This is a genomic window from Pseudomonas sp. TUM22785 (genome assembly GCF_028198105.1).
In the GTDB taxonomy this organism is placed as follows: Bacteria; Pseudomonadota; Gammaproteobacteria; order Pseudomonadales; family Pseudomonadaceae; genus Metapseudomonas; species Metapseudomonas solani.
This window is the reverse complement of the sequence record NZ_CP116239.1, coordinates 3,403,144-3,426,222: the sequence shown is the minus strand read 5'-3', so window position 1 is coordinate 3,426,222 and position 23,079 is coordinate 3,403,144. Positions and strand designations below refer to the sequence as shown.

Genomic DNA, 23,079 nt, shown 5'->3' with positions numbered 1-23,079 from the left:
AACCACCCAATGAGCAGGCAACGCTCACGGATAACCGAAGGCCACCCCTTCCCCCTGGGCGCCACCTGGGACGGGCTGGGGGTGAACTTCGCGCTGTTTTCCGCCCATGCCACCAAGGTGGAACTCTGCCTGTTCGACGCCAAGGGCGAACAGGAACTGGAACGTATCGAACTGCCCGAATACACCGACGAGATCTGGCACGGCTACCTGCCGGACGCCCACCCCGGGCAGATCTATGGCTACCGCGTGCACGGCCCCTACGAGCCCGACGCCGGCCACCGCTTCAACCCCAACAAGCTGCTGGTGGACCCCTACGCTCGCCAACTGGTGGGTGGGCTACGCTGGTCCGAGGCGCTGTTCGGCTACACCATCGGCCACAAGGACGGCGACCTGTCGTTCGATGAGCGCGACAGCGCTGCCTTCGTGCCCAAGTCCAAGGTCATCGACCCGGCCTTCACCTGGCCCGAGCACAAGTCGGTGCGAGTGCCCTGGGATGCCACGGTCATCTACGAGGCCCACCTGCGCGGCACCAGCATGCGCCACCCGGCGGTGCCCAAGCACCTGCGCGGCACTTGCGCCGGGCTGATGAACGCCGAGCTGCTGCAGCACATCCGCTCCCTGGGCATCACCAGCATCGAGCTGCTGCCGATCCACGGCTTCGTCAACGACCAGCACCTGCTGGAAAAGGGCATGAACAACTACTGGGGCTACAACAGCCTGGCGTTCTTCGCGCCCCACGCTGCCTACCTCGCCAGCGGCCACATCAACGAGTTCAAGGAAATGGTCGCGCACCTGCACGACGCCGGCCTGGAGCTGATCCTCGACGTGGTCTACAACCACACCGCCGAGGGCAACGAGCTGGGCCCGACCCTGAGCATGCGCGGCATCGACAACGCCACCTACTACCGGCTGATGCCCGACAACCGCCGCCACTACATCAACGATTCCGGCACCGGCAACACCCTCGACCTCAGCCACCCCTGCGTGCTGCAGATGGTCACCGACTCGCTGCGCTACTGGGCCACCGAGATGCACGTGGACGGCTTCCGCTTCGACCTCGCCACCATCCTCGGCCGCCACCCCCACGGCTTCGACGAACGCCACGGCTTCCTCGTCGCCTGCCGCCAGGACCCGGTGCTGAGCAAGCTCAAGCTCATCGCCGAACCCTGGGACTGCGGCCCCGGCGGCTACCAGGTGGGCGGCTTCCCGCCCGGCTGGGTGGAATGGAACGACCGCTTCCGCGACACCGTGCGGGCCTTCTGGCGCGGCGATGGCGGGCAGATCGCCGGGCTCGCCAGCCGCCTCACCGCCTCGGGCGACCTGTTCAACCAGCGCGGCCGGCGGCCCTACGCCTCGGTCAACTTCGTCACCGCCCACGACGGCTTCACCCTGCGTGACGTGGTCAGCTACGACCACAAGCACAACGAGGCCAACGACGAAGGCAACCGCGACGGCAGCGACAACAACTACTCCTGGAACCATGGCGTCGAAGGCCACACCGACGACGCCGACATCCGCGCGCTGCGTCTGCGCCAGATGCGCAACATGATGGCCACGCTGCTGCTCTCCCAGGGCACGCCGATGCTGGTGGCGGGCGACGAGTTCAGCCGCACCCAACAGGGCAACAACAATGTCTACTGCCAGGACAACGAACTGGGCTGGGTGGACTGGGAACTCGACGACGAGGGCCGCAGCCTGCTGGACTTCACCCGCCGGCTGATCAGCCTGCGCCGTGCCTACCCGATCCTGCGTCGGGGCCGTTTCCTGGTGGGCGAGTACAACGAAGAACTCGGGGTCAAGGACGTCGCCTGGCTGTCGCCCTGCGGCAACGAGATGACCGAGGAACAGTGGCAGGACGGCAACGCCCGCTGCCTGGGCATGCTCCTGGACGGACGCGCGCAACCCACCGGCATCCGCAAGAGCGGTGCCGACGCCACCCTGCTGCTGTTGCTCAATGCCCACCATGACGTGGTCAACTTTCGCCTGCCGGAGGTCGCCCAGGGCACCGCCTGGACCCTGCTGCTGGACACCAACCGCCCCGACGAACGCTCCCTGGAGCGCTTCGAGTTCGACACCGAGTTCACCCTCACCAACCGCTCGCTGCTGCTCTTCGAGCTGCAACGGGAGATCGGCTGATGCAGGGTGCCCCGGCCGTTCCTGCCGAGCGCCTGGAAGGGTGCCTGGCGGAACACCCGTGCCCGGGCGCCGACGCCCGCGAACTCGGTCATCGCCTGGCCGCACTGGTGGCGGCGGGCCTCGACCGCCTGCCGTTGCCCGGCGCGGGCGCCACCCTGGCGCGCTGGCAGGCCCTGGCCCGGGTCGCTGCCCGCGACCTGGGCCTGTGCAAGCTCTACGAAGGCCACACCGACGCCCTGGCCATCCTCCATGAACTGGGCGCCGACGCTCCGCCGGCCGGCAGCACCTGGGGCGTCTGGGCCGCCGAACCGCCCCAGGCACGGGTGCGCATCAACGCCCGCACCTCGCAGCAGGACGTGCGCCTGGATGGCACCAAGGCCTGGTGCTCGGGTGCCGCCGTGCTCAGCCACGCGCTGCTCACCGGCTGGAACGAGGAAGGCCGGCAGCAACTGGTGGCCGTGGCCCTGGACCAGCCCGGCGTGCGCGTCGGCGAAGGCGGCTGGAACGCGGTGGGCATGGCCGCCACCGGCAGCGTTGCGGTGCACTTCGAGCAGGCCCGCGCCCACTGCATCGGCGCCGCCGGAGGCTACCTGGAGCGCCCCGGCTTCTGGCACGGGGGCGCCGGCATCGCCACCTGCTGGTTCGGCGCCGCCCAGGCCCTGGGCGAGGCCCTGCGCCGCCATTGTGCCAAGCATGACGAACCCCACGCCCTGGCCCACCTGGGCGCCCTGGACGCGCACCTGCATGGGGCGGCCTGCGCCCTGCGCGAATGCGCCGCCTGGATCGACCGCCACCCACGCGCCGACGCCGAAGGCCAGGTGCGCCGCCTGCGCGCCCTCTGCGAAAGCGCGGCCGAAGCGGCCCTCCTGCATGTCGGCCACGCCCTGGGCGCGGCCCCCTATTGCCTCGACCCCTACCTGGCCAGGTTGCTCGCCGACCTGCCGGTGTACCTCCGCCAGAGCCACGCCGAGCGCGACCTCGCCGCACTCGGTCGCCTCGCCGCCCTGGCCCCACAAGGGAGCTGGATGCCATGAGAGCCCACCTCATCCATGGCGACGGAACGCCGCTGCAGGCCTGGAACGCCTCGCACCACCTGGGCCTGGTGCCCAGCATCGATTGCGAGCGCCTGGTGCCGCCGGAAGCCCGCGCGGTGATCGTCGCCCCGCACCCGGACGACGAGGTGCTCGGCTGCGGCGGCCTGTTGCAGTTGCTGTTCCAGCTGGGCCGCCAGGTGCTGCTGATCTCGGTCACCGACGGCAGCGCCAGCCACCCCGGCTCGCCCTACTGGACGGCGCACCGCCTCGGCATCGTGCGCCCCCAGGAGAGCGCCGAGGCGCTGCACCGGCTGGGCATCCCCGTGGCCGAGCTGAAATGGCTGCGCGGCGGCTTCCCGGACACCGGCGTCGAGCGCCACCTGGGCGAGCTCAAGCGCTTCCTCACCACCTACCTGCAACCCTCGGACGTGGTCTTCACCACCTGGCGCGAGGACGGCCACGCCGATCACGAGGCGGTGGGCCTGGCCACGCTCGAAGCCGGCATGGAAGTCGGCGCGCTGGTCCATGAAGTGCCCATCTGGGCCTGGCACTGGGCCGCCCCCGAGGACCCGCGCATCCCCTGGGAACGTGCGCGCAAGGTGGAACTGGACAACTGGACCCTGGCCCGCAAGCGCCATGCCGTGCAGGCCTTCGCCAGCCAGCTGTACGCGGACCCGGACGGCGGCCAGCCGGTGCTCACCCCCGCCAGCCTGGAACGCCTGCAGCAACCCTTCGAGCTGGTCTTCCTGTGAGCGTGGCCGACAGCTATTTCGACACGCTCTACCAGGACAGCCGCGACCCCTGGGCCTTCCGCAAGCGCTGGTACGAAAAGCGCAAGCGCAACTTGGTGCTGGCCGCCCTGCCCCGCGGCTTCTACGACAAGGTCTTCGAGCCCGGCTGCAGCAACGGCGAGCTGAGCCTGCGCCTGGCCGACCGCTGCCATGACCTGCTGTGCTGCGACACCTCCGGCCGCGCCATCGAGCTGGCCGCCCAGCGCCTGGCCAACAAGCCCAACGTGCGCCTGCAGCAGGCGCGCCTGCCGGAGCAATGGCCCAGCGGGCGCTTCGACCTGATCGTCCTCAGCGAGCTGTGCTACTACCTCGACGCCGCCGACCTCGAACGCCTGATCGGATGCGCGCTACGGGCCCTGAACCGTGGCGGCACCCTGCTCGCCTGCCATTGGCGCCCGGTGATCGAAGGCTGCCCGCTGACCGGCGACCAGGTCCACGCGCGCCTGCATGAAGGCCTCGGCATGCCGCGCCTGCTGCGCCACGAGGAGCCCGACCTGCTGCTGGAGGTCTGGTGCCACGACGCCACCTCGGTGGCCGAGCGCGAAGGGCTGCGGGAGCGCGAAGCATGATCGGCGTCGTCATCCCCGTGCATGACGAGGAACAGCTGCTGGGCGCCTGCATCGACTCGGTGCTGCAGGCCGCCGCGCACCCCGAACTCGGCGGCGAAACCGTCCAGGTGCTGGCGGTGCTGGACGCCTGCAGCGACGGCTCCGCCGCCATCGCCGAGGCCGCCGGCATCGCCACCCTGGCCATCGATGCGCGCAACGTCGGCCAGGCCCGCGCCACCGGCGTGCGCTGGCTGCTGGACCGAGGCGCGCGCTGGATCGCCTGCACCGATGCCGACAGCATCGCCGGCGCCAACTGGCTGGCCGCGCAGCTGGCCCTGGGTGCCGATGTGGTCTGCGGCACCGTGCGCATCGCCCAGTGGGACGGCATCCACCTCGACGCCCAGGCGCGCTACCACGCCCACTACCAGCAGCACGACGACCACCGCCACGTGCACGGCGCCAACCTCGGTTTCAGCGCCGAGGCCTACCTGCGCGCCGGGGGCTTCCCGCCCCTGGCCGCCCACGAGGACCTGCACCTGGTGCGCGCCTTCGAACGCAGCGGCGCGCGCATCTCCTGGAGCAGCCGCCCCGCCGTGCACACCAGCGCCCGCCTCGACGCCCGCGCCCCGGAAGGCTTCGCGGAGTTCCTGCGCGGGTTGCTGTAGCAGCGAGCCCACTCGCGATCGATGCCACACCGCACGCCGGGTTTCACCCGGCCTACCCGCCGCCCCACCATCGATGCCCCGGGCCTCACATCGGTGTGCGCGCCGTCTTCCCAGGTGCGCGCAGCACACCCTACGGCGCTGCACCGTGCCTCCCGGGACTCCTGCACCTGTAGGGGCGAATTCATTCGCCAAGCGGTGCGCAGCGCCGCCCGTGCACAAGCGGATTCAGTCGCGATCGGTGTCACCCCACACGCCGGGCCTAAGCCCGGGCTGCGCCACGAGCCCAACGGGCAGAAAACCTGAACCGCTCCTATGCCGCCCAGTCGGAACTAGCACAGGTGCCGCTCCGGCGCCTGCCGTTTCCCATGCCTGGTCGCCGACGAACAGCGGCCCGGCCCCGAACAGGAGCCCTCCATGAAGGCAGTCGTATTCCATGGCGTAGGTGACATCCGCCTCGACGATGTCCCCGAGCCCACCCTCCAGGCTCCCACCGACGCCATCATCCGCCTCACCGCCTCGGCCATCTGCGGTACCGACCTGCATTTCGTGCGCGGCACCGTCAGCGGCATGGTCAAGGGCACCATCCTTGGCCACGAGGGCGTCGGCATAGTCGAGGCCCTGGGCAGCGACGTGCGCAACCTGCAGATCGGCGACCGGGTGGTGGTGCCCTCCACCATCGCCTGCGGCAACTGCTCCTATTGCCGCGCCGGGTACTACGCCCAGTGCGACCTGGCCAACCCCAACGGCAAGCAGGCCGGCACCGCCTTCTACGGCGGCCCCAAGACCACCGGGCTCTTCCAGGGCCTGCAGGCGGAGAAGGCGCGCATCCCCTACGCCAACATCGGCCTGATCAAGCTGCCCAGCGAAATCAGCGACGACCAGGCCATCCTGCTGTCGGACATCTTCCCCACCGGCTACTTCGGCGCGGAGATGGCCGAGATCACCCCCGGCGACACAGTGGCGGTGTTCGGCTGCGGCCCGGTGGGCCAGTTCGCCATCGCCAGCGCCAAGCTGCTGGGGGCCGCCCGGGTGTTCGCCATCGACCACCTCGACGACCGCCTGCACATGGCCCGCCAGCAAGGCGCCGAGGTGATCAACTTCGATCTGGAAGACCCGGTGAAGACCCTGCGTCGCCTCACCGACGGCATCGGCGTCGACCGCGCCATCGACGCCGTGGGCGTGGACGCCGAGCACGCCTGCCACGACCACCACGGCGCCGGTCGCATGCGCCGGGAAATGGCCGAGCTGACCCCGCGCACCCATCCCGACGGCGATAACTGGCACCCCGGCGATGCCCCGAGCCAGGCGCTGCAGTGGGCCGTCGAGGGGCTGGCCAAGGCCGGCACGCTGTCGATCATCGGCGTCTACCCGCAGCAGGCGCGCAGCTTCCCCATCGGCCTGGCGATGAACAAGAACCTCACCATCAACATGGGCAACTGCCACCACCGCAAGTACATCCCCACGCTCATCGAGCTGACCCTGAACAAGCGCGTGGACCCGGCGAAGATCCTCACCCAGGTCAAACCCATGAGCGATGCCATCGAAGCCTTCAAGGCCTTCGACCGCCGCGAGAACGGCTGGATCAAGGTGGAGCTGCACCCGCAACGGCAGCAGCCGGCCGGCGACAGCGGCGAGGAGATCATCAAAGGCGAGGAACAGCTGGAACGGACCCTGTCCGCATCCAAGGGCCAGGCTCGTTAACGGGGACGCGGTGATGGCAGAGATCCGTATCGGCATTTCCGGCTGGCGCTACGCCCCCTGGCGCGGCGACTTCTACCCCAAGGGCCTGGTGCAGAAGAAGGAGCTGCGCTTCGCCTCGCGGGCGGTCAACAGCATCGAGATCAACGGCTCCTTCTATGCCCTGCAAACCCCAGAGCGCTACGCCGGCTGGGCCGCCGACACCCCCGAGGACTTCCTCTTCAGCGTCAAGGCACCGCGCTACATCACCCATGTGAAGCGCCTGCGCGACGTGCAGCAGCCGGTGGCCAACTTCATGGCCTCGGGGCTGTTCCACCTGGGCGACAAGCTCGGGCCGCTGCTCTGGCAGTTCCCGCCCAGCTTCGCCTTCGATCCCGCGCTGTTCGCCGACTTCCTCGCCCTGCTGCCCAGGGACAGTGACGCCGCCCGGACCCTGGCCCGCCACAGCGATGCGCGCCTGCACCAGGCCGGTTACCTCGACATTCCCAAGGGCCGGCCCCTGCGCCATGCGGTGGAGATCCGCAACGACAGCTTCCGCGACGAGGCCTTCATCGCCCTGCTGCGCCAGCACGGGGTGGCCCTGGTGGTCGCCGACACGGCGAAAAAGTGGCCCTACGCCGAAGACCTCACCAGCGACTTCGTCTACATGCGCCTGCACGGCGACAAGCAGCTCTACGCCAGCGGCTACTCGCCCGCCGCGCTGAAGGCCTGGAAGAAGCGGATCGAAGCCTGGAGCCAGGGCGGCCAGCCCGACGACGCCCGGCTGATCAGCGCCGAGCCCCCCGCAAAACGCGCCAGCCGCGATGTGTATTGCTACTTCGACAACGACATCAAGGTGCGCGCCCCCTACGACGCGCGCCACCTGCTGGAGACCCTCAAACTGGCCACGCACCTGCAGACCGAACCCGGCCAGGCCCTGGAAGGAGCCGACCTGTGAATACCGTCACCACCGCCCCGCTGCCCGCCACCGACCTGCTGCCGGCCGTGCACCAGCTGCGCATCATCACGGTGAACACCCACAAGGGCTTCACCGCGCTGAACCGGCGCTTCATCCTCCCCGAGCTGCGCGACGCCGTGCGCACCCTGGGCGCCGACCTGGTGTTCCTGCAGGAGGTGCTCGGCACCCACCAATCCCACGCCAGGCGCTTCAGGAACTGGCCGCCGACGCCGCAGTACGAATTCCTCGCCGACAGCATGTGGACCGACTTCGCCTACGGCCGCAACGCGGTGTACCCGGAAGGCGACCACGGCAACGCGCTGCTGTCGAAATTCCCCATCCTGCGCTACGAGAACCTGGACGTGTCCATCGCCGGCAACGAGGAACGCGGCCTGCTGCATTCGGTGCTCGATGTGCCCGGCCACCGCGAGGTGCACACCGTGTGCGTGCACCTCGGGCTGCGCGAAGCCCATCGCCGCGAGCAACTGGCACTGCTCTGCCGCCTGCTCGACAGCCTGCCGCCCCTGGCGCCGGTGATAGTCGCGGGCGACTTCAACGACTGGCGCGTGCGCGCCGACGACATCCTCGCCAGCCGCGGCATGGTCGAGGCCTTCGCCAATGCCTATGGCACCCCGGCACGCAGCTTCCCGGCACGCTGGCCGCTGTTGCGCCTGGACCGCGTCTACGTGCGCAACGCCACCAGCCATTCGCCCCAGGTGCTGCTGCGCCGACCCTGGTCCCACCTGTCCGACCACGCCCCTTTGCTTGTGGAGGTGCACCTGTGAAATTCGACTGGCGTGAAGGCAACCAGGTCGAGTTGCTGATCAATGGCGAGGACTTCTTCCCCGCAGTGTTCGAGGCCATCGACAAGGCCCGCCACGAAGTGCTGCTGGAGACCTTCATCGTCTTCGAGGACAAGGTCGGCCTGCGCCTCAAGGAGACCCTGATCGCCGCCGCCCGGCGCGGCGTGCGCGTGGAGCTGACGGTGGACGGCTACGGCACCGCCGACCTCGGCACCCGCTACATCCGCGAGATGACCGAGGCCGGCGTCAACCTGCACATGTTCGACCCGCGCCCCCGGGTACTGGGCCTGCGCACCAACCTGTTCCGCCGCCTGCACCGCAAGCTGGTGGTGGTGGACGGCGAGCTGGGCTTCATCGGCGGCATCAACTTCTGCGCCGACCACCTCGCCGACTTCGGCCCCATGGCCAAGCAGGACTACGCCGTGGCGGTGCGTGGGCCCATCGTCTGCGACCTGCACCACGCCTGCAGCCAGTTGCTGGCCCACAGCGCCAGCGAGGTGCATAGCCTGCTGCCGGAATCGCCGGAAAACCGCGCGGCCGGGCAGGCGCGCATGCTGCTATCGATCCGCGACAACGAGCGCCATCGCAACGACATCGAGGAGCAGTACCTGCGCGCCCTGCGCTCGGCCCGGCAACGGCTGGTGGTGGCCAATGCCTATTTCTTCCCCGGCTATCGCCTGCTGCGAGAGCTGCGCAACGCCGCCCGCCGTGGCGTGCAGGTGACGCTGATCATGCAGGGCCAGCCGGACATGCCCCTGGTGCGCCTGTGCTCGCGACTGCTCTACAACTACCTGCTGCGCGACGGCGTGGTGATCCACGAATACTGCCAGCGGCCGCTGCACGGCAAGGTGGCGCTGGTGGACAGCGAATGGGCCACGGTGGGCTCCAGCAACCTCGACCCGCTGAGCCTGTCGCTGAACCTGGAGGCCAACCTGATCATCCGCGACCCGGCCTTCAACCAGCAGTTGCACGACCACCTGCAGCAGCTCGCCGACGCCAAGTGCAAACGCGTGACCCTGCAGCGCATCACCCGCGGCCACTGGTGGCGGGCGCCGCTGATCTTCCTCAGCTTCCACTTCCTGCGTCACTTCCCGGCGATCGCCGGTTGGTTCCCGGCCCACTCGCCGCGCATCAAGTCGCTGCAGCCCCTGGAAGAGGCCGGCGCCGAGCCGGTCTACGAGCAGGAGAAGAGCTCATGAGCGCAGGCAAGGCCACCTGGAAGACCTGGGCCAAGCGCGGCCTGACCGCGTTCTTCTTCTGCCTGGTGCCGGTGCTGCTGTTCATGCTGGTGAAGAACCTCGACTGGCAGGAAGTGCGCCAGGCCATCACCAACTACAGCGCCACCACCCTGGCCCTGGCCGGCCTGGCCTGCGCGGCGAGCTACGCCACCTACTGCTGCTTCGACCTGGTGGGCCGCCACTACACCGCGCACAAGCTGCCGGCCTGGCAGACCATCCCGGTGACCTTCGTCTGCTACGCCTTCAACCTCAACCTCAGCTCCTGGGTGGGCGGCATCGCCCTGCGCTACCGCCTCTACTCGCGCCTGGGGCTGGATGTGCCGACCATCACCAAGGTGCTCAGCCTGAGCCTGATCACCAACTGGCTGGGCTACATGCTGCTGGCCGGCTGCGTGTTCTCCCTGCGCCTGGTGGACCTGCCCGAGGGCTGGAAGATCGGCGAGACCGGCCTGCAAGCGATCGGCTTCACCCTGGTCGCGGCCGCCCTCGCCTACCTGGCCGCCTGCCGCTTCTCCAAGCGCCGCAACTGGCACTTCCGCGACCAGGAGCTGACCCTGCCGAGCCTGCGCATGGCGCTGATCCAGGTCGGCCTGGGCATGCTCAACTGGTCGCTGATGGCGGCGCTGATCTGGATCCTGCTGCCCAAGGAGGCCTTCTACCCGTCCATCCTCGGCATCCTGCTGATCAGCAGCATCGCCGGGGTCATCACCCACATCCCCGCCGGGCTCGGCGTGCTGGAGGCGGTGTTCATCGCGCTGATGCAGCACCAGATGTCCAAGGGCACCCTCCTCGCCGCGCTGATCGGCTACCGGGCCATCTACTTCCTCCTGCCCCTGGCCATCGCCTGCGTGGTCTATCTCGTGCTCGAACGCCGTGCCAAGCAGATCCGCAAGCGGGATTGGACTCACACGAGCAAGCCGAATGCCCCGGAGCCAGGGAATTGATGGGTTTCGTACCTCTACCCATCCTACGGGCATGGTGCTTCGTAGGATGGGTACAGCGAAGCGAAACCCATGCTGATGCTCCCGGGGTGCCGGTGCCGCCAGATGGTGGATGAGAAGAGCGTCATCCACCCTACGAAAGCCGTCGCCACGTAGGGTGTGCTGCGCGCACCTAGAGATGATGCGTACATCATTCGGGCATTAGGCTAAGAAAGTTGGAGCAGCCGCCAAACGCCCCTTCCCAGGAGGCCGAGCGAATCGTCGTGTAAGGGGTTGAGCGACATGGATGTCGCGAGAGCCGCGATGGGCCAGGGATGGCCCTTCGCGGCGTGCCCCTGGAACGATGATGGAGTGAGGGAAGTTCGACGAAGTCGAACCCGTATGGAGGGGCAAGCCCTTTTGGTTTCTTTTGGGGCGATTGCCAAAAGAGACTCGCCCGGGTGGGCGAAACCAAAAGCATCACCAGAACTCGACAAACAGCTGGGCTCAAATTCCCCAGGCAACGATGTGGCCGGGGCGGATAGCAATCCGCATATTCCGCTAGAACCAATCCCGACGCTCATCGAAGGCGGCATGCACCAGGGCGATGAGGCGGCGGACTTCCTCGCGTTCTTCTTCGCCGGCGCGCACGGCGAGCCAGGCCTGCATGTCCATGCGCGGTTCGAACAGCGCCGGCAGGGCCATGAGGTTCTTGTCCAACTGGCCGACGTAATGGGGCAACAGGCCGATGCAGGCGCTCCACTGGATCATCTGCCGGAGCATTTCATAGGAGTTGACCCGGGTGACGCCGGCGCGGCGTTCGGCGATGGCCAGGTTCCAGGGTTGCAGTGCATCGATGCCGGCGTAGCCCTGCAGGTCGACGAGCATGTAGTCCTCCAGCTCCACCAGGCTGCGCGGGCGGCTGGTCTCGCGGGAGTAGCGCTTGGCGACGTGGGGCAGGTATTCCAGCTGGGCGAGGCACTCCAGGTGGGCGCTGGCGAAGCCCGGCCAGGGTTCGACGTCGTCGGGCGGGGCCAGCCAGACGCGCAGGTCGGTGTCCGGCGCGGGGGGTTCGCCCTCGTCCAGGCGCGCCAGTTCCAGGCGCACGTTGGCGTGCTGGCGGAGGAAGGCCAGCAGGTCGCGGCCGAGGATGTCGTGCAGCAGCGGCTCGGCGACGGCGATGCGCACCAGGGGCTGGTCTTCGTTTTGCGCCAGGCCCGGCGACAGCACCGCCAGGCGCGCCACCAGCTGGGTGCGCAGGCGCCGGCCCTCGGGGCTCAGCACCAGGGCGTTGCCCTGGTGCAGGAACAACGGGTGCCCGGCCCAGGCGGCCAGCAACCCGAGCTTCTTGCGCAGCAGCGTCGGCTTGATGCTGAGGCTGCGCGCCGCCTGCATGAAGCAGCCGCAACGGGCCGCCACCACGAAGTAATGCGCCGCCTCCACGTCCAGGCCGAAGAAGCCGTCGTCCGCCGCATGCCCGCCTGCGACGGCCGCGCCATGGGTCGTCGCCTGTTCGTTCTCCTGAAATGCCATATGCCCTCCTCCGTAAGGTTGCGGCGCGCCGGGCCTCCCGCCCGGCGCTGTGTCAGCGGCCCTTCTCCAGTGCCTGGTTGAGGCTCGCCCCGTCGATGCTCAGGGTCGCCGAGCTGACCATGCCGTCCAGGTAGGCCCGTGCCACCTGTTCCTGGCGCTGGGCACGCAGGGCCTGGCGCAGGCGGTCGCGCACCTCGTCGAGGTTGGCGCTGCGCCCGGGCTGCTGCTCGGTGAGCTTGAGGATGTGGTAGCCCGCGTCGCTACGCAGCGGCTCGGAGACGCTGCCCACCCGTTGGCGGGCAAGCACCTGGCGCATCGCCGGAACGAACTGCTGCAGCGGCTGCAGGCCGGTGTCGCCGCCCTGCTCGGCCGTGCGGGCATCCTGGGAATACTGGCGCGCCAGGGCGGCGAAATCGGCGTTGGGCGCCGCCGCGCGGCGGGCCAGCTCGATGGCCTGCTTGCGCACCTGTTCTTCCGCCGCACCGGGACCGACGGCGAGGAAGATCTGGCTGACGCGGTACAGCGGCGGGGTCACCCAGTTGTCCTTGCCGGCCTCATAGGCGGCCTGCAACTCGGCATCGCTGGGGTAGTCGGCAGGCACCTGGCTCACCGATTCCAGGTAGGTGCGCAGGAGGATCTGCTCGGTGGCGGCGCGGGTCATGCGCTGGATTTCCGGGCGCTCCTCCCAGCCCTGGGCCTGGGCCTGCTGCAACAGGGCCTTCTCCGCCAGGCGCCCGCGTATCCAGCCTTCCAGGGCGCCACGGTCGGCGCGCAGCTGCTCGCGGCTGGCCGCCGGCAGGCCGTCCAGCACCGCCTGCAGTTCGCCCTCGCCCAGCGCCAGTTCACCCAGGCGCGCCACTGCCCGCTCTGCAGGGGCGGCCTGGCTGGCCGCCTTCGCCTGCTGCACCTCGGGCACGGCCTGCACCGCCGCCTCGAGGCCGCTGCCCGGGCGCAGCCCGAGGGCCAGGCCCACGGCCAGCGCCACGGCAGCAAGTGCACCGCAACCGAGCATCCAGCCCTTGGCGTTCATCCGGCTCACGCCTCGCTGTCTGCGGTTTCGACCGGCGCCGGGGTGGCGGCGGCCTGCTCGCGGGCCATGGCCTGGCTGTAGTCGCGCAGGTAGGCGATGAATTCCTGCAGCAGGCGGTCCCACAGTTCCATCTGGCTTTGCAGGTGCTGCGGGCTGACCCCGGCGGCGACGATGGCGTCCATTTCCAGCACGAGGAACTCGCCCTGGCGCGACAGGCGGGCGAAGCGGCGGGTGGCGTTCCACACCTCGGCCATGCCCGCCGGCAGCTCGCCCTGGATGCGCAGCGCGCAGCTGAAGCAGTAGTCGAGGTAGGCGCCCGGCTCCTGGGCCGGGTTGCCGAAGCGCACGGCGAAGCCGATGCCCTGGCTGGCGCTGAGCAGTTGCACCACGCCGCCCTGTTCAGTGCGGTTGACGCGGTAGCCGGCGGCCCGCAGGCGCTCGGTGAGCTGGTCGGGGCTGATGCTGTGGATCATGTCGATTGCGGTCATTGCGCTACTCCTTGTCTGCGGTTGGCGCCGGCACTGCCGGCGTCCTGGATCACTGCCCGGTGGCGGGCACCATGGCGGCGTCGAACTGGTTCTTGTAGAGCGCGTCGCCGTAGACCTGCCCCAGCTCCTCGAACTTCACCCGGGCACTGCCGGCGAAGGGCTGGCGGATCTTCATCACATCACTGACGTCGATCTTCTCGTAGGCCTCGAGGATGCCCTTGGCCACCTGGTACATCTGCTGGTTCTTGGTGGTGCACTGCTGCACCTGCTCATCCCGAGTGGCGAGGTCGGTGGCCAGTTGGGCGCGGGCCGACTCGATGCCACGGGCACGCCCCAGCAGCTCCTCGTAGGCCTGCTTGAACTTGCCCACCTGCTCGTTGCTGGCAGCCACCTGGGCCTGGGCGGCGTTGCGCAGGCTGTCCTGCTGGCCGCTCAGTTGCTCGGCCTGGCCCTTGGCCTTGGCCAGCTCGGCGGTGAGCTGCTTGATCTGCGCCTGGGCGGCCGTCAGCTGGCCTTCCGCCGCAGTACGCGCGGCGGCGGCCTGGGCCTGTTCGCTCTGCAACGCCTGCAGTTGCTGGGTGGTGGTGCGCAACTGGGCGCGCAGGCGCTCCTCCATGCCTTCGGCCGAGGCCGAGTTGGCGACGCAAGCCCCCAGCAGCAGGGCCAGGCCCAGCTTCAGCGTTGTGTGCGATCGGGTGTTCATGCTCTCGCTCCTTGGCCACACGCGCATCAGAAGCGCGTGTTGACCTCCAGTTGCAGGACGTCGATATCGAAGGGCGCGCCGTACACCTCTTGCGCGCTCAGCCAGCGCACGCTGCCGACCACGTTCTTGTCGAAGCCGTAGTTGGCGCCGAGGAACCAGCCCTTGGCGTTGGTGCCGCCGAGGTGGAAGGACGAGTCGTTGAAGCCGTCCGGCAGGGCGTCGGGTTCGATGCGCTTGTAGCCGGCGTAGAGGTTCCAGTCGCCGTGCTTCTTCAGGTCCAGGGCGTTGCCCAGGGTGAACTGCAGCATCCAGGCGGTATCGCCGCTTTCGATGTTGCCGTTGGCATCGACGTTGCTGGCCAGCTGGCCGGCGGAGCGCTTGCGCATCTCGCCTTCGTCGTAGCCGAGGTTGCGCACGTAGTGGGCCTGGCTGCGCAGCTTGAAGTCGTGGAACAGCGCGGTGTCCCAGGCGAGGTTGAGGTCCACCAGGTTGAACTCCGAGGCCAGGCCGACGAACTGCGGCTGCGGCGTGGTGGTGGGCCGGGTGGGGTCGATGACGACGTCGCGCAGCAGCATCAGGGTGTTGCCCTTCTGCATGAAGGCGGGGCGCGATTCGTCGGTGTCGCAGGCCGGCTGCCCCGAGTACAGCGAGCAGGGGCTGGAGCGCTTGCCTTCGATATCGTCGAAGCGGTAGTAGGCCAGCGCACCCTTGACGCTATTGTCCGCATCCAGCTGCCAGCGGGCGCCGAACTGGGCGCCGTAGAGCCAGTTGTTCTCGCTGCTTTCCTTGTCGAAGCCGTTGCTGCTGGCGGTGTCGGAGGTGTACTCCACCGGGAACGCGCCAACAGTGCCGAACAGGCCCATGTCGCGGTCCAGCGGCTGGTCGAACACCGCCGCCAGGCCGTCGAAATTGAGGTCACCGGAGTACAGCAGGTCGGTGGTGTAGAACGGGTTGGGCATGCGCCCGCCGGTGAGGGTCAGGCGCTCGTCGGGCTTGTAGGCGAGGTAGCCCTGGTCGAGCCAGAGGTCCTTCTTGCCGAAGCCGCCACCCAGGGTCTGGGTGGTGGACACCGGGCCGCTGTCGGAGCCGGTGCCGACGCGCATGACCGCCGTCCAGCTCGGCGAAAGCACCGCGCGCATGCCCAGGCGGGCCCGCAGGCGCAGCAGGTTTTCGCGGTCTTCGCGAGTGTTGAGCAGCGGTGGCAGTTGCGTGTTGGTGTTCTTGTTGACGTCGTAGGGGCCGCGGTCGTTGAGCCGCGCGAAGTCGGTGATGCGGTCGCTGTTGGTGTCGGCGAAGTAGCGCGACTCGCTGCGCAGGCGCACGTCGCCCTCCAGGCTGATGCGCGACACCCAGTCGGGGAAGGTGTTGGGCGCGGCCCAGTTTTCCTGCTTGGCCTGGGCCATGACCTCAGCCTTGACCTGGTCACGGATCTGGTCGCGGACGATGGCCGGCACGTATTGCACACGCACCTCACCCGGTACGCCGGCCGGGGCCGCCGGAGCGGAAGCGGTAGCCTGGCGGGCCTGCACGGCTTCGGCCTCGGCCTGCTGGATCAGCGCCTGGGCCTGGTCCTGCTTGAGCACGCCCTGCTGCACCAGCAGGCGGATCAGGTTGATGGTGGCGTTTTCCGAGGGTGCCGGCGGTTGCGCCAGTACCGGGCCGGCCAGGCCGGCGACCACGGCACCAATCCCCAGCGCCAGTCGGCTCATTCTGCAGATCATTGTTCTACTCCTTGGCTGTTCTTGAGTGGCGCGGCCTAGCTGGGCCGGCGTCCTTGCAATGAGAGGCGGACCGGCATCGACATCGAGGCCGGCGGGCGTTCCAGGGGCGGCGAGCCGCGCAGCGCGGCCAGCACCTTGGCGTCGAGTTCCGGGTCGCCGGTGGAGCGGGTCAGCTCCACGCGGGTGACCTGGCCGCTCTGGTTGATCCACACCTCCAGGTTCACGCGGAACGCCAGCGAACGCAGTTCGGGGCTGTCGCGCATCAGGCGCTGGAAGGCATAGGAGAGGAACTGGCTGTAGGTGCCGTTGCCCAGGCGCCCACTGCCGCTGCCGGCCATGCCGCCACCCTTGCCGGCGCCGATGTTGAAGGCGTCGGAACCGGCCTGGGCGTCGCCATCCATCTGCATGGGGTTGGCCAGGTCGTCAGCGGGTGTCGGCGGCGCCTCTTCCTCCGGCTTGACCTCTTCGGGCTCGGGGGTGGGCTCCGGCTCGACGATCTTCTCCTCCACCGGGGTTTCCGGCTCCGGCGGCTTCTCCTGCACCGGCGGTGGGGGCGGCGGCGGTGGCAGCGGGATGATCGCGGGGATCTTCGGCGCCTCGCGGCGTATGCCGCTCATGTCGTTGGCCCACTGCCAGAGCAGCCAGGCGAGGCCGGCGGCGACCAGCGCCCCCACGCCCCACACCAGCGGCCGGCGCCATTTCGGCTCGGCGCTGCGGACTTCGGCGAGCCCGCTGTCCGGGCCCTTGCTGGGAAAGGTGGTCATGGTCAGCCCTGGTTCGGTTTGCCGGTGACCAGCCCGACCTGGGAAAGCTCCAGGCGCCGCAGCAGGTCGAGCACTTCGATGACTTTCTGGTACTGCACCGTGGCGTCGCCGCGCACGATCACCGGGAAGTCGGGGTTCAGCGCCTTCTCGGTGCGCAGGCGGTCCTCCAGTTCCGGCAGGGTCACCGGGTAGGCGTCGAGGAACACCTGGCCGCCGTCGTTGACCGAGATGGCCTTGGTCTTCGGCTGCGCCAGGGAGATGGCCGCGCTGGCCTTGGGCAGGTTGATCTGGATGCCCGAGACCTGGGCGGTGGCGGTGAGGATGAACATCACCAGCACCACCATCAGCACGTCCACCAGGGGTGTGATGTTGATGCTGTCGACGGCGGCGTCCTCGTCGTCGTCATGGCTGCTGCTCAGGTTGGCCATGGCTGCGTCCTCAAGCGGTCAGCGGTGCGCTGCCGGCATGGAAACCCCGCCGGTGAGCCGCTTCGCTGAACTGGGATTCGCCATGCACTTCGGCCAGGCGGGTGACGAACTCGTCGACGAACACCCGCATGTCGGCGCTGACCTCGCGATTGCGCGTGGTCAGGCGGTTGTAGCCGAACAGCGCGGGGATGGCGACGAACAGGCCCATGGCGGTGGCCAGCAGCGCGGCGGCCATGCCGGGGGCGATGGCGTTGATGTTGACGTCGCCGGCCATGGCGGTGCCGAGGAACACCACCATGATGCCCAGCACCGTGCCCAGCAGGCCGATGTAGGGGCCGCCGGCGATGGCGTTGGACAGGGTGGAGAGGCGCGAGGACAGCTGCTGGTTCTCACGGGTGCGCACGCCGTCCATGGAGGCGCGGATGGCTTCGATGGTGGCGGCGGAGATGGACGAGGTGTCGGCACCCTGGTCGCGGCGGGTGCGGATCTCCTTCACCGCCACCTGGTACAGGCGCCAGAGCGAGGAATTCACCAGCCCCTCGTTGAGGGCGCGGTCGTCGGCGAGCATTTCCAGGCGGGTGCCGACGCGGGCGAACTGCTCGCGGAACAGCTCGTTGGCGCGGATCACGCGGGCCACGCTGCGGCTCTTGCGGATCATGATCACCCAGGACTGGATCATCATCAGGATCAGGACGGCGATGATCACCCAGGCATCCACCGGCACCGCCTTGAGCAGGAAGCCGAGGCTGCCGAAACCGAAGCCGGACTGTTCTTCATCGACGCCGTAGACCACCAGGCGCGATTCGGCGCCCTGGGCGGTGGCGTCGGCGAGGATCAGCGCCGCCGGGCGCGCCACCTTGGACAGGCGCAGCTCGTCGATGGCGCCGGCGAAGGCACCGAAGGCAGCCGGGGCCGGGGTCTCGGCGGTGGCGCCTTCGACGGGTGCAGCCGGTGCGGCCTGGGTGTTCGGCAGGTCGGCGCCGATGGCGATCACCGAAGCGAAGGCCGGCAGCGACAGTGCCAGGCTGCCGGATTCGCGGCCATTCACGTACAGGCGCAGGGCGCTGCCATCGGCGCTCAGGGCCAGGTGCTGCCACTGCCCGGCGGCCAGGGCCTGGGTAGCCTGGGCGCGCTGGCCGTTGACCTCGACGAAGGGCAGGCCCTGGGCCAGGCCCAGCAACAGCGTGTTGCCGCCGTCGCGGCGGGCCAGCAGCAGCTGGTCGCCGGCGGACTGATCGGCGCGCACCCAGGCGCTGAAGGTGAAGGCGCCACCGGCCGGCAGGGCCAGGGACGGGCTGGCCGGCAGCATCAGCGGCTGGCCATTGAGCTGGGCGGCGCGGCCGATCACGCCGTCGATGCTGCTGGCGGGGGGCGTCTGCCCGTGGTTGCCGTAGGCGGTGGTGTCACGGGGGGGCGCACCGACGGCGCCGTCGAAGTGGTAGACCAGGCTGTAGTCGGGGTCGAAGGTCAGCTGGCCGTTGCCGGTGGCCGGGGCCTTGGCGTTGCCGTAGTACATCCAGATGTCCTGGCGCTGGCCGCCTTCCACCTGGGGCACGTCGACCCAGATCAGCGCCATGCCCATCAGCGGGTCGAAGCTTTCCACCTGGTGGTTGAGCACGGTCTTGTCATCGGCGGCGACGAAGCGGATGTCCGAGCCGTTCTCGTTGACCCCGTCGAAGCTGAAGTTGCCGGTGTGCAGGCGCACCAGCAGCGGCGTGCGCCCGGCGGCCTGGTCAATGGCCGCGCCCTGGGGCGTGGTGTCGACGGAAATCTGCTTGCGGTAGAGCCAGTCGTCCTGCCACCAGGCACTGGCGATCGCCGGGTACATAAGCCCCAGGCTGATGAGCGCGGTGAAGATCAAGCGTTGCATGTGTGTCACTCCGAAGTCTGTGCCTGTGGGGTCAGAAGTTCGCCTGCACGCTGAAGTGCACGCGCGGGTCTCGTTTTTTGGTGTTGGGGCCGTCTTTCAGCGGGTAGCCCCAGTCGAGGCTGCCGGACAGCCATTCGCGCAGCGTGGCGCGGGTGCCCAGGCCCACGCTGGCGAGGCTGTAGCTGTCTTCCTGGTCGGGCAGCGGGTCCTGCAGGGAGAGGTGCGCGCCCTCGGCGAAGGCGTAGAAGCGCCAGTCCTCGACATGGCTGCCCAGGCCCTTGCCGAGGAAGCTGACCAGCGACGGCGTGCGCAGCTCCTGGGAGAGCAGCCAGCCGTCGTCGCCGGTGCGCTCGGCGGCCAGGTAGCCGCGCACGCTGGTGGCGCCGCCGGCGGAGAACTGCTCGTTGGAGACCAGCGGCCCGGAGGCCAGCTGGAAGCCCAGCTTGGTCGCCGACTGCCAGTCGCCGCCGAAACCGAAGGTGTAGGTGGCGTCGCCCTTGAACACGGCGAAGCTGGGGTTGGCGCGGTAGCGCTTGTAGTCGAATTCCTCGGCGTCGCTGCCGTAGCCGAGGAACTCGCGGGTGCCGGCCACCAGCGCCAGGCCGAGGCCCAGCTGCGAGGCCTCGGTGTAGCGGTAGCCGTTGTAGCCCAGGGTGATGGGGGCGTACTTGAGCGGCACCTTGTCCTCGGCGCCGCCGAATTGCAGCGACTCCTCGAAATCCTTGAAGTCCACGCCCACCGACAGCGAGTGGGCCCAGGGGCCTTGCGGCGGCAGGCCGTAGATCAGCGAGACGCCATAGGAGTGGCCCTTGCCCAGCACGTTGCTGCCGCCGATGGTGGCCACGTCGCTGTCGGACTGGTAGCCGGAGAACTGCAGCGTCCAGCGCTCGTCCAGGGGCGCGGCGTAGGAGCCGGACCAGACCTCGGCGTTGTTGCGGTCCTCGGGGGCGGTGAAGTAGGTCAGCGAGGCGCTGTGGCCGCGCTGGAAAAGGTTGTTGTAGCCGAGGCTGACCACCGAGCGCAGCTTCTCGGTGTCGGCGCTGTAATCGTTGTTCAGGCCGACGCTGGCCTGCCAGGGGTTCTTGTCCTCCACCTGCAGGTCCACATCCATGGTCCCCGGGCGCTGGCCCTCGCGTACCAGTGGCACCACCTGGCGCCCGGGGTTGCGGTTGATCGCCGCCAGTTCGCCCTGGACCTTGGCGAAGTCGGGCACCTTGCCCTCCTCCAATGCCGGCACGTCGTCGAGGATGGCCACCGGCGAGTAGTGCTTGGCACCGACCACGCGCACGCGGCCGACCTTGGTTTCGCTGACCTGCAGGTAGACCACGCCGCCTTCGACCTGCTGCTCCGGCAGCTCGACGAACACCGACTGGTAGCCCTTGCCCTGGTAGCGCTGCTGCAGGGCGTCGCGGGCGCCCTCGATGTCGGCGAGGCTGCGCTGCGGGCCGAGGAAGGGATAGACCGCCTCCTCGATGTCGCGGGCTTCCAGCACCGTGTTGCCGCGCACCACGTATTCGTTAACGTCGACCAGCCGCGGCGGAGCGTCGGCGCTCGCCACCGGCTGCGCCCCCTCCTCCGCGAACACCGGCGCGGCGTGGATCGCCAGGGCCAGGCAGGCCGGCGCGAACGGCAGGCTCAGGGCCGCGGCGACGCCTCGTTGGTTGAATGACAGATGACCCACACAGCCCCCTCGTGAAATGGCGCCCGGCATCCCGGGCTGCCTTCCGTGCAGGCGTGGCCGCGCCGAACGCGCGTACCCCACCGCATCAGTGAACGTTTCGTTGTTGGTTCGCAGGCCGCCTCAGCGTTGCCTTGCGCCGGCGGCGGGCCGGGCCAGCCAGGTGTGCAGCTGGGCGAAGTTCAGCGAGAACTCCGGCATCTGCATCAACCCGCCGGAGAACACCTCGCCAATCACCCGCTCGATCAGGCGTACCGCCTGGGGGTTGTCCAGCACCACGCCGAGATCACGGACGAAGGTGGCGAAGCCCCAGACCCGCTGGTTCAGCTCGAGGCCGACGAACCAGCGGAACAGCAGGTTGTAATTGAGCTGCTCGTAGAGCTGCTTCTCGCTGGGCAGCGAATACAGCAGTTGCAGCAGCAACGCATGGAGCAAGGCCGGCAGCGGCACCTGCAGCTGCTGGGTCGCGGCCCAGCCCTGGAGTTCGGCCAAGGCCTTGCCCATCACCTCGTCGATCTGCGGTCGCAACAGGACCAGCGAATGGCCGGGCGGGATGTAGCTGGACACTTCCTTGAGGGCGCTCTGCCAGTCGTCCTGGGACACGATCCACACCCAGGGTGCGCCGTAGCGGTAGACCGAGACCGGCTTCTTGCGCGCCGCCTCGACGATTTTCGACAGCCGCTGGTCAAGCTCCTGCATCCCCACTTTCGAGTAACCGTCCATATTCCCCATCGCCCTTGTTCCAGTGGCCTCGGCACGCCCGCAAACCGCGGGCGAAAGTCGTCGCCATCCCTGGCGACACGTTCCCTCTCGGCGATATCCCTCGCCGTTGACGCTCCGTACATCACCTTGACCGAGGCCGGATGGCACCACCGAACTTTTGTCATCGAATCTTCATGAACGGAGAACGGCGGGAAGGACCTGGCGGGGTGAAAAGCGTCTGGAATGGGCATTACAGAGTGCCCATACCCACCTCCGCCCGGTGGATGCAAAGAGCGGCATCCACCCTACGCACGGCCCTGCCCCGCGCCTCGCTCAGCTTTCGTAGGATGGGTAGAGCGCAGCGAAACCCATGCGGCGGATCTCGCAGCCCCTCCCAGGATCGCCAAGGGCTGCGCTCGTAAACGTGCTGTCCGGGGCACCCGGAACCTCTGCCGTCTCTGCGGAAACGGCTCGCCCGAAATGAAGAAGCCCGGCTGATGCCGGGCCTCTTCATGGGCACGTAAAGGGCTTAGCGACGAACGCCCAGGCGATCACGCCGCACCGCCTCGCGGGCAGCACGGAACAAGTCGCTGGCATCGGACAACAGCAAATAGGCCGCGTCGGCCACATTGGCCAGATCACGCCCATCGACACAGGAGCCCTCCATGCACGAGAGACTGGCGAGCAAATCTCGCGCAGCAACCAGGCGGTACTCGGCTGTCTCCTGGAGTTCCATGTATGACCGGCTGCCATCGAGCAAGAGGACAGAAGAACCGGAAGGGTTGGCGGAGAGCGGGCGCAGGTCAGCCATGATGAACACCTCCACCACTGCAACGGTGGCTGGGTGCGAATACAGAAGAAATGAAGCTATCGAGAGCGGCGCGAGTCATGACGTGATGCTCCTGGTGTGAGAAGAAGGCGCCTGCAATCGGATAGGCGGCGCCTGTGCACCTAGAGAGTTCGACCGGCCAAGATCGGCTGCGGGATTGACCGCAACGGGCGGACTATATGAGGCAGTGGAAAAGCCTGCAAGGGCAGCTTTGCATGTGAGTGGAGGAAGCACCGTGATTGAGCGCTTGCTTTAAAACCACAAAAAGCTAACGCAGAAAGAGCGTTTTCATTTGAGCGTGGGAAGCCAGGTTCTTAGGACGTGGTCATGAGTCATCGGTTCTGCTTGTGAGGATTCAATCGGAGGACCCGACAGGATCGTAGGGTGTGCCGTGTGCGCACCGCCGCACGGTGCTTCCGGCGAGCCACTGACAGGGTGAAAAGCGTCTGGAATGGGCATTACAGAGTGCCCATGCCCGCCTCCACCTGGTGGATGCGAAGAGCGGCATCCACCCTACGCACGGCCCCGCCCCGCGCCTCGCTCAGCTTTCGTAGGATGGGTAG

The 23,079-nt window shown here is 68.5% G+C and carries 20 protein-coding genes and 1 pseudogene; 10 read left to right on the top strand and 11 right to left on the bottom strand.

Features of this window, described 5'->3' with window-relative positions; genetic code table 11:
* Window positions 1–9: 9 nt before the first annotated feature.
* The 10 genes from glgX to PI990_RS15530 all read left to right on the top strand — a co-directional run bounded on the left by glgX (window position 10) and on the right by PI990_RS15530 (window position 10,794).
* Window positions 10–2,136, top strand: coding sequence for a glycogen debranching protein GlgX (gene glgX / locus PI990_RS15575; protein ID WP_271661210.1), 2,127 nt, complete (start codon window positions 10–12; stop codon window positions 2,134–2,136).
* Window positions 2,136–3,170: an acyl-CoA dehydrogenase gene (locus tag PI990_RS15570; RefSeq protein WP_271661209.1), complete on the top strand. Its 1,035-nt coding sequence runs from the start codon at window positions 2,136–2,138 to the stop codon at window positions 3,168–3,170. The genes glgX and PI990_RS15570 overlap by 1 nt, the downstream gene beginning before the upstream one ends.
* The gene (locus PI990_RS15565) at window positions 3,167–3,922 is read left to right on the top strand and encodes a PIG-L deacetylase family protein (protein WP_271661208.1); all 756 of its coding nucleotides are present in this window, start codon (window positions 3,167–3,169) and stop codon (window positions 3,920–3,922) included. The genes PI990_RS15570 and PI990_RS15565 overlap by 4 nt, the downstream gene beginning before the upstream one ends.
* Window positions 3,919–4,530, top strand: a complete 612-nt coding sequence (locus PI990_RS15560; protein WP_021221706.1) for a class I SAM-dependent DNA methyltransferase — start codon at window positions 3,919–3,921, stop codon at window positions 4,528–4,530. Before PI990_RS15565 ends, PI990_RS15560 begins: the two co-directional genes overlap by 4 nt.
* Window positions 4,527–5,174: a glycosyltransferase gene (locus PI990_RS15555; protein WP_271661207.1), complete on the top strand. Its 648-nt coding sequence runs from the start codon at window positions 4,527–4,529 to the stop codon at window positions 5,172–5,174. Before PI990_RS15560 ends, PI990_RS15555 begins: the two co-directional genes overlap by 4 nt.
* Before the next feature lie 414 nt (window positions 5,175–5,588).
* Complete coding sequence (locus tag PI990_RS15550) at window positions 5,589–6,875, top strand: zinc-dependent alcohol dehydrogenase (RefSeq protein ID WP_271661206.1); 1,287 nt, start codon at window positions 5,589–5,591, stop codon at window positions 6,873–6,875.
* Between the two features lie 13 nt (window positions 6,876–6,888).
* Complete coding sequence (locus PI990_RS15545; protein WP_271661205.1) at window positions 6,889–7,809, top strand: DUF72 domain-containing protein; 921 nt, start codon at window positions 6,889–6,891, stop codon at window positions 7,807–7,809.
* Window positions 7,806–8,594, top strand: coding sequence for an endonuclease/exonuclease/phosphatase family protein (locus PI990_RS15540; RefSeq protein ID WP_271661204.1), 789 nt, complete (start codon window positions 7,806–7,808; stop codon window positions 8,592–8,594). Before PI990_RS15545 ends, PI990_RS15540 begins: the two co-directional genes overlap by 4 nt.
* Window positions 8,591–9,811: a cardiolipin synthase ClsB gene (gene clsB / locus PI990_RS15535; RefSeq protein ID WP_043245504.1), complete on the top strand. Its 1,221-nt coding sequence runs from the start codon at window positions 8,591–8,593 to the stop codon at window positions 9,809–9,811. Before PI990_RS15540 ends, clsB begins: the two co-directional genes overlap by 4 nt.
* A complete protein-coding gene (locus PI990_RS15530; RefSeq protein ID WP_271661203.1) occupies window positions 9,808–10,794 on the top strand; it encodes a lysylphosphatidylglycerol synthase domain-containing protein in 987 nt (328 codons plus the stop codon). The genes clsB and PI990_RS15530 overlap by 4 nt, the downstream gene beginning before the upstream one ends.
* A gap of 537 nt (window positions 10,795–11,331) precedes the next feature.
* On the opposite strand, the gene PI990_RS15525 is transcribed toward PI990_RS15530, so the two are convergent.
* The 11 genes and pseudogenes from PI990_RS15525 to PI990_RS15475 all read right to left on the bottom strand — a co-directional run bounded on the left by PI990_RS15525 (window position 11,332) and on the right by PI990_RS15475 (window position 22,498).
* Window positions 11,332–12,303, bottom strand: a complete 972-nt coding sequence (locus tag PI990_RS15525; RefSeq protein WP_271661202.1) for a LysR family transcriptional regulator — start codon at window positions 12,301–12,303, stop codon at window positions 11,332–11,334.
* Between the two features lie 52 nt (window positions 12,304–12,355).
* Complete coding sequence (locus PI990_RS15520; protein ID WP_271661201.1) at window positions 12,356–13,333, bottom strand: peptidylprolyl isomerase; 978 nt, start codon at window positions 13,331–13,333, stop codon at window positions 12,356–12,358.
* A gap of 5 nt (window positions 13,334–13,338) precedes the next feature.
* The gene (locus tag PI990_RS15515) at window positions 13,339–13,821 is read right to left on the bottom strand and encodes a YbjN domain-containing protein (RefSeq protein ID WP_271661200.1); all 483 of its coding nucleotides are present in this window, start codon (window positions 13,819–13,821) and stop codon (window positions 13,339–13,341) included.
* A 49-nt stretch (window positions 13,822–13,870) separates the two neighbouring features.
* A complete protein-coding gene (locus PI990_RS15510; protein ID WP_271661199.1) occupies window positions 13,871–14,524 on the bottom strand; it encodes a DNA repair protein in 654 nt (217 codons plus the stop codon).
* Between the two features lie 26 nt (window positions 14,525–14,550).
* Window positions 14,551–16,245 carry a putative porin gene (locus PI990_RS15505; protein ID WP_271661198.1) on the bottom strand — a complete coding sequence of 565 codons (1,695 nt, stop codon included), beginning with the start codon at window positions 16,243–16,245 and terminating at the stop codon, window positions 14,551–14,553.
* A gap of 35 nt (window positions 16,246–16,280) precedes the next feature.
* On the bottom strand, window positions 16,281–17,009 hold the full coding sequence (locus tag PI990_RS15500; RefSeq protein ID WP_184492168.1) for an energy transducer TonB family protein: 729 nt from the start codon (window positions 17,007–17,009) through the stop codon (window positions 16,281–16,283).
* 2 nt (window positions 17,010–17,011) lie between these two features.
* Window positions 17,012–17,437: an ExbD/TolR family protein gene (locus tag PI990_RS15495; RefSeq protein ID WP_021221719.1), complete on the bottom strand. Its 426-nt coding sequence runs from the start codon at window positions 17,435–17,437 to the stop codon at window positions 17,012–17,014.
* 10 nt (window positions 17,438–17,447) lie between these two features.
* On the bottom strand, window positions 17,448–19,307 hold the full coding sequence (locus PI990_RS15490; protein ID WP_271661197.1) for a DUF2341 domain-containing protein: 1,860 nt from the start codon (window positions 19,305–19,307) through the stop codon (window positions 17,448–17,450).
* 31 nt (window positions 19,308–19,338) lie between these two features.
* Complete coding sequence (locus PI990_RS15485; protein WP_442969329.1) at window positions 19,339–20,988, bottom strand: ShlB/FhaC/HecB family hemolysin secretion/activation protein; 1,650 nt, start codon at window positions 20,986–20,988, stop codon at window positions 19,339–19,341.
* Window positions 20,989–21,311: 323 nt separating this feature from the next.
* Window positions 21,312–21,426, bottom strand: a pseudogene (locus PI990_RS15480) (transposase); the annotation flags it as partial.
* A 790-nt stretch (window positions 21,427–22,216) separates the two neighbouring features.
* On the bottom strand, window positions 22,217–22,498 hold the full coding sequence (locus PI990_RS15475; protein ID WP_111264383.1) for a hypothetical protein: 282 nt from the start codon (window positions 22,496–22,498) through the stop codon (window positions 22,217–22,219).
* Between the last annotated feature and the right edge of the window lie 581 nt (window positions 22,499–23,079).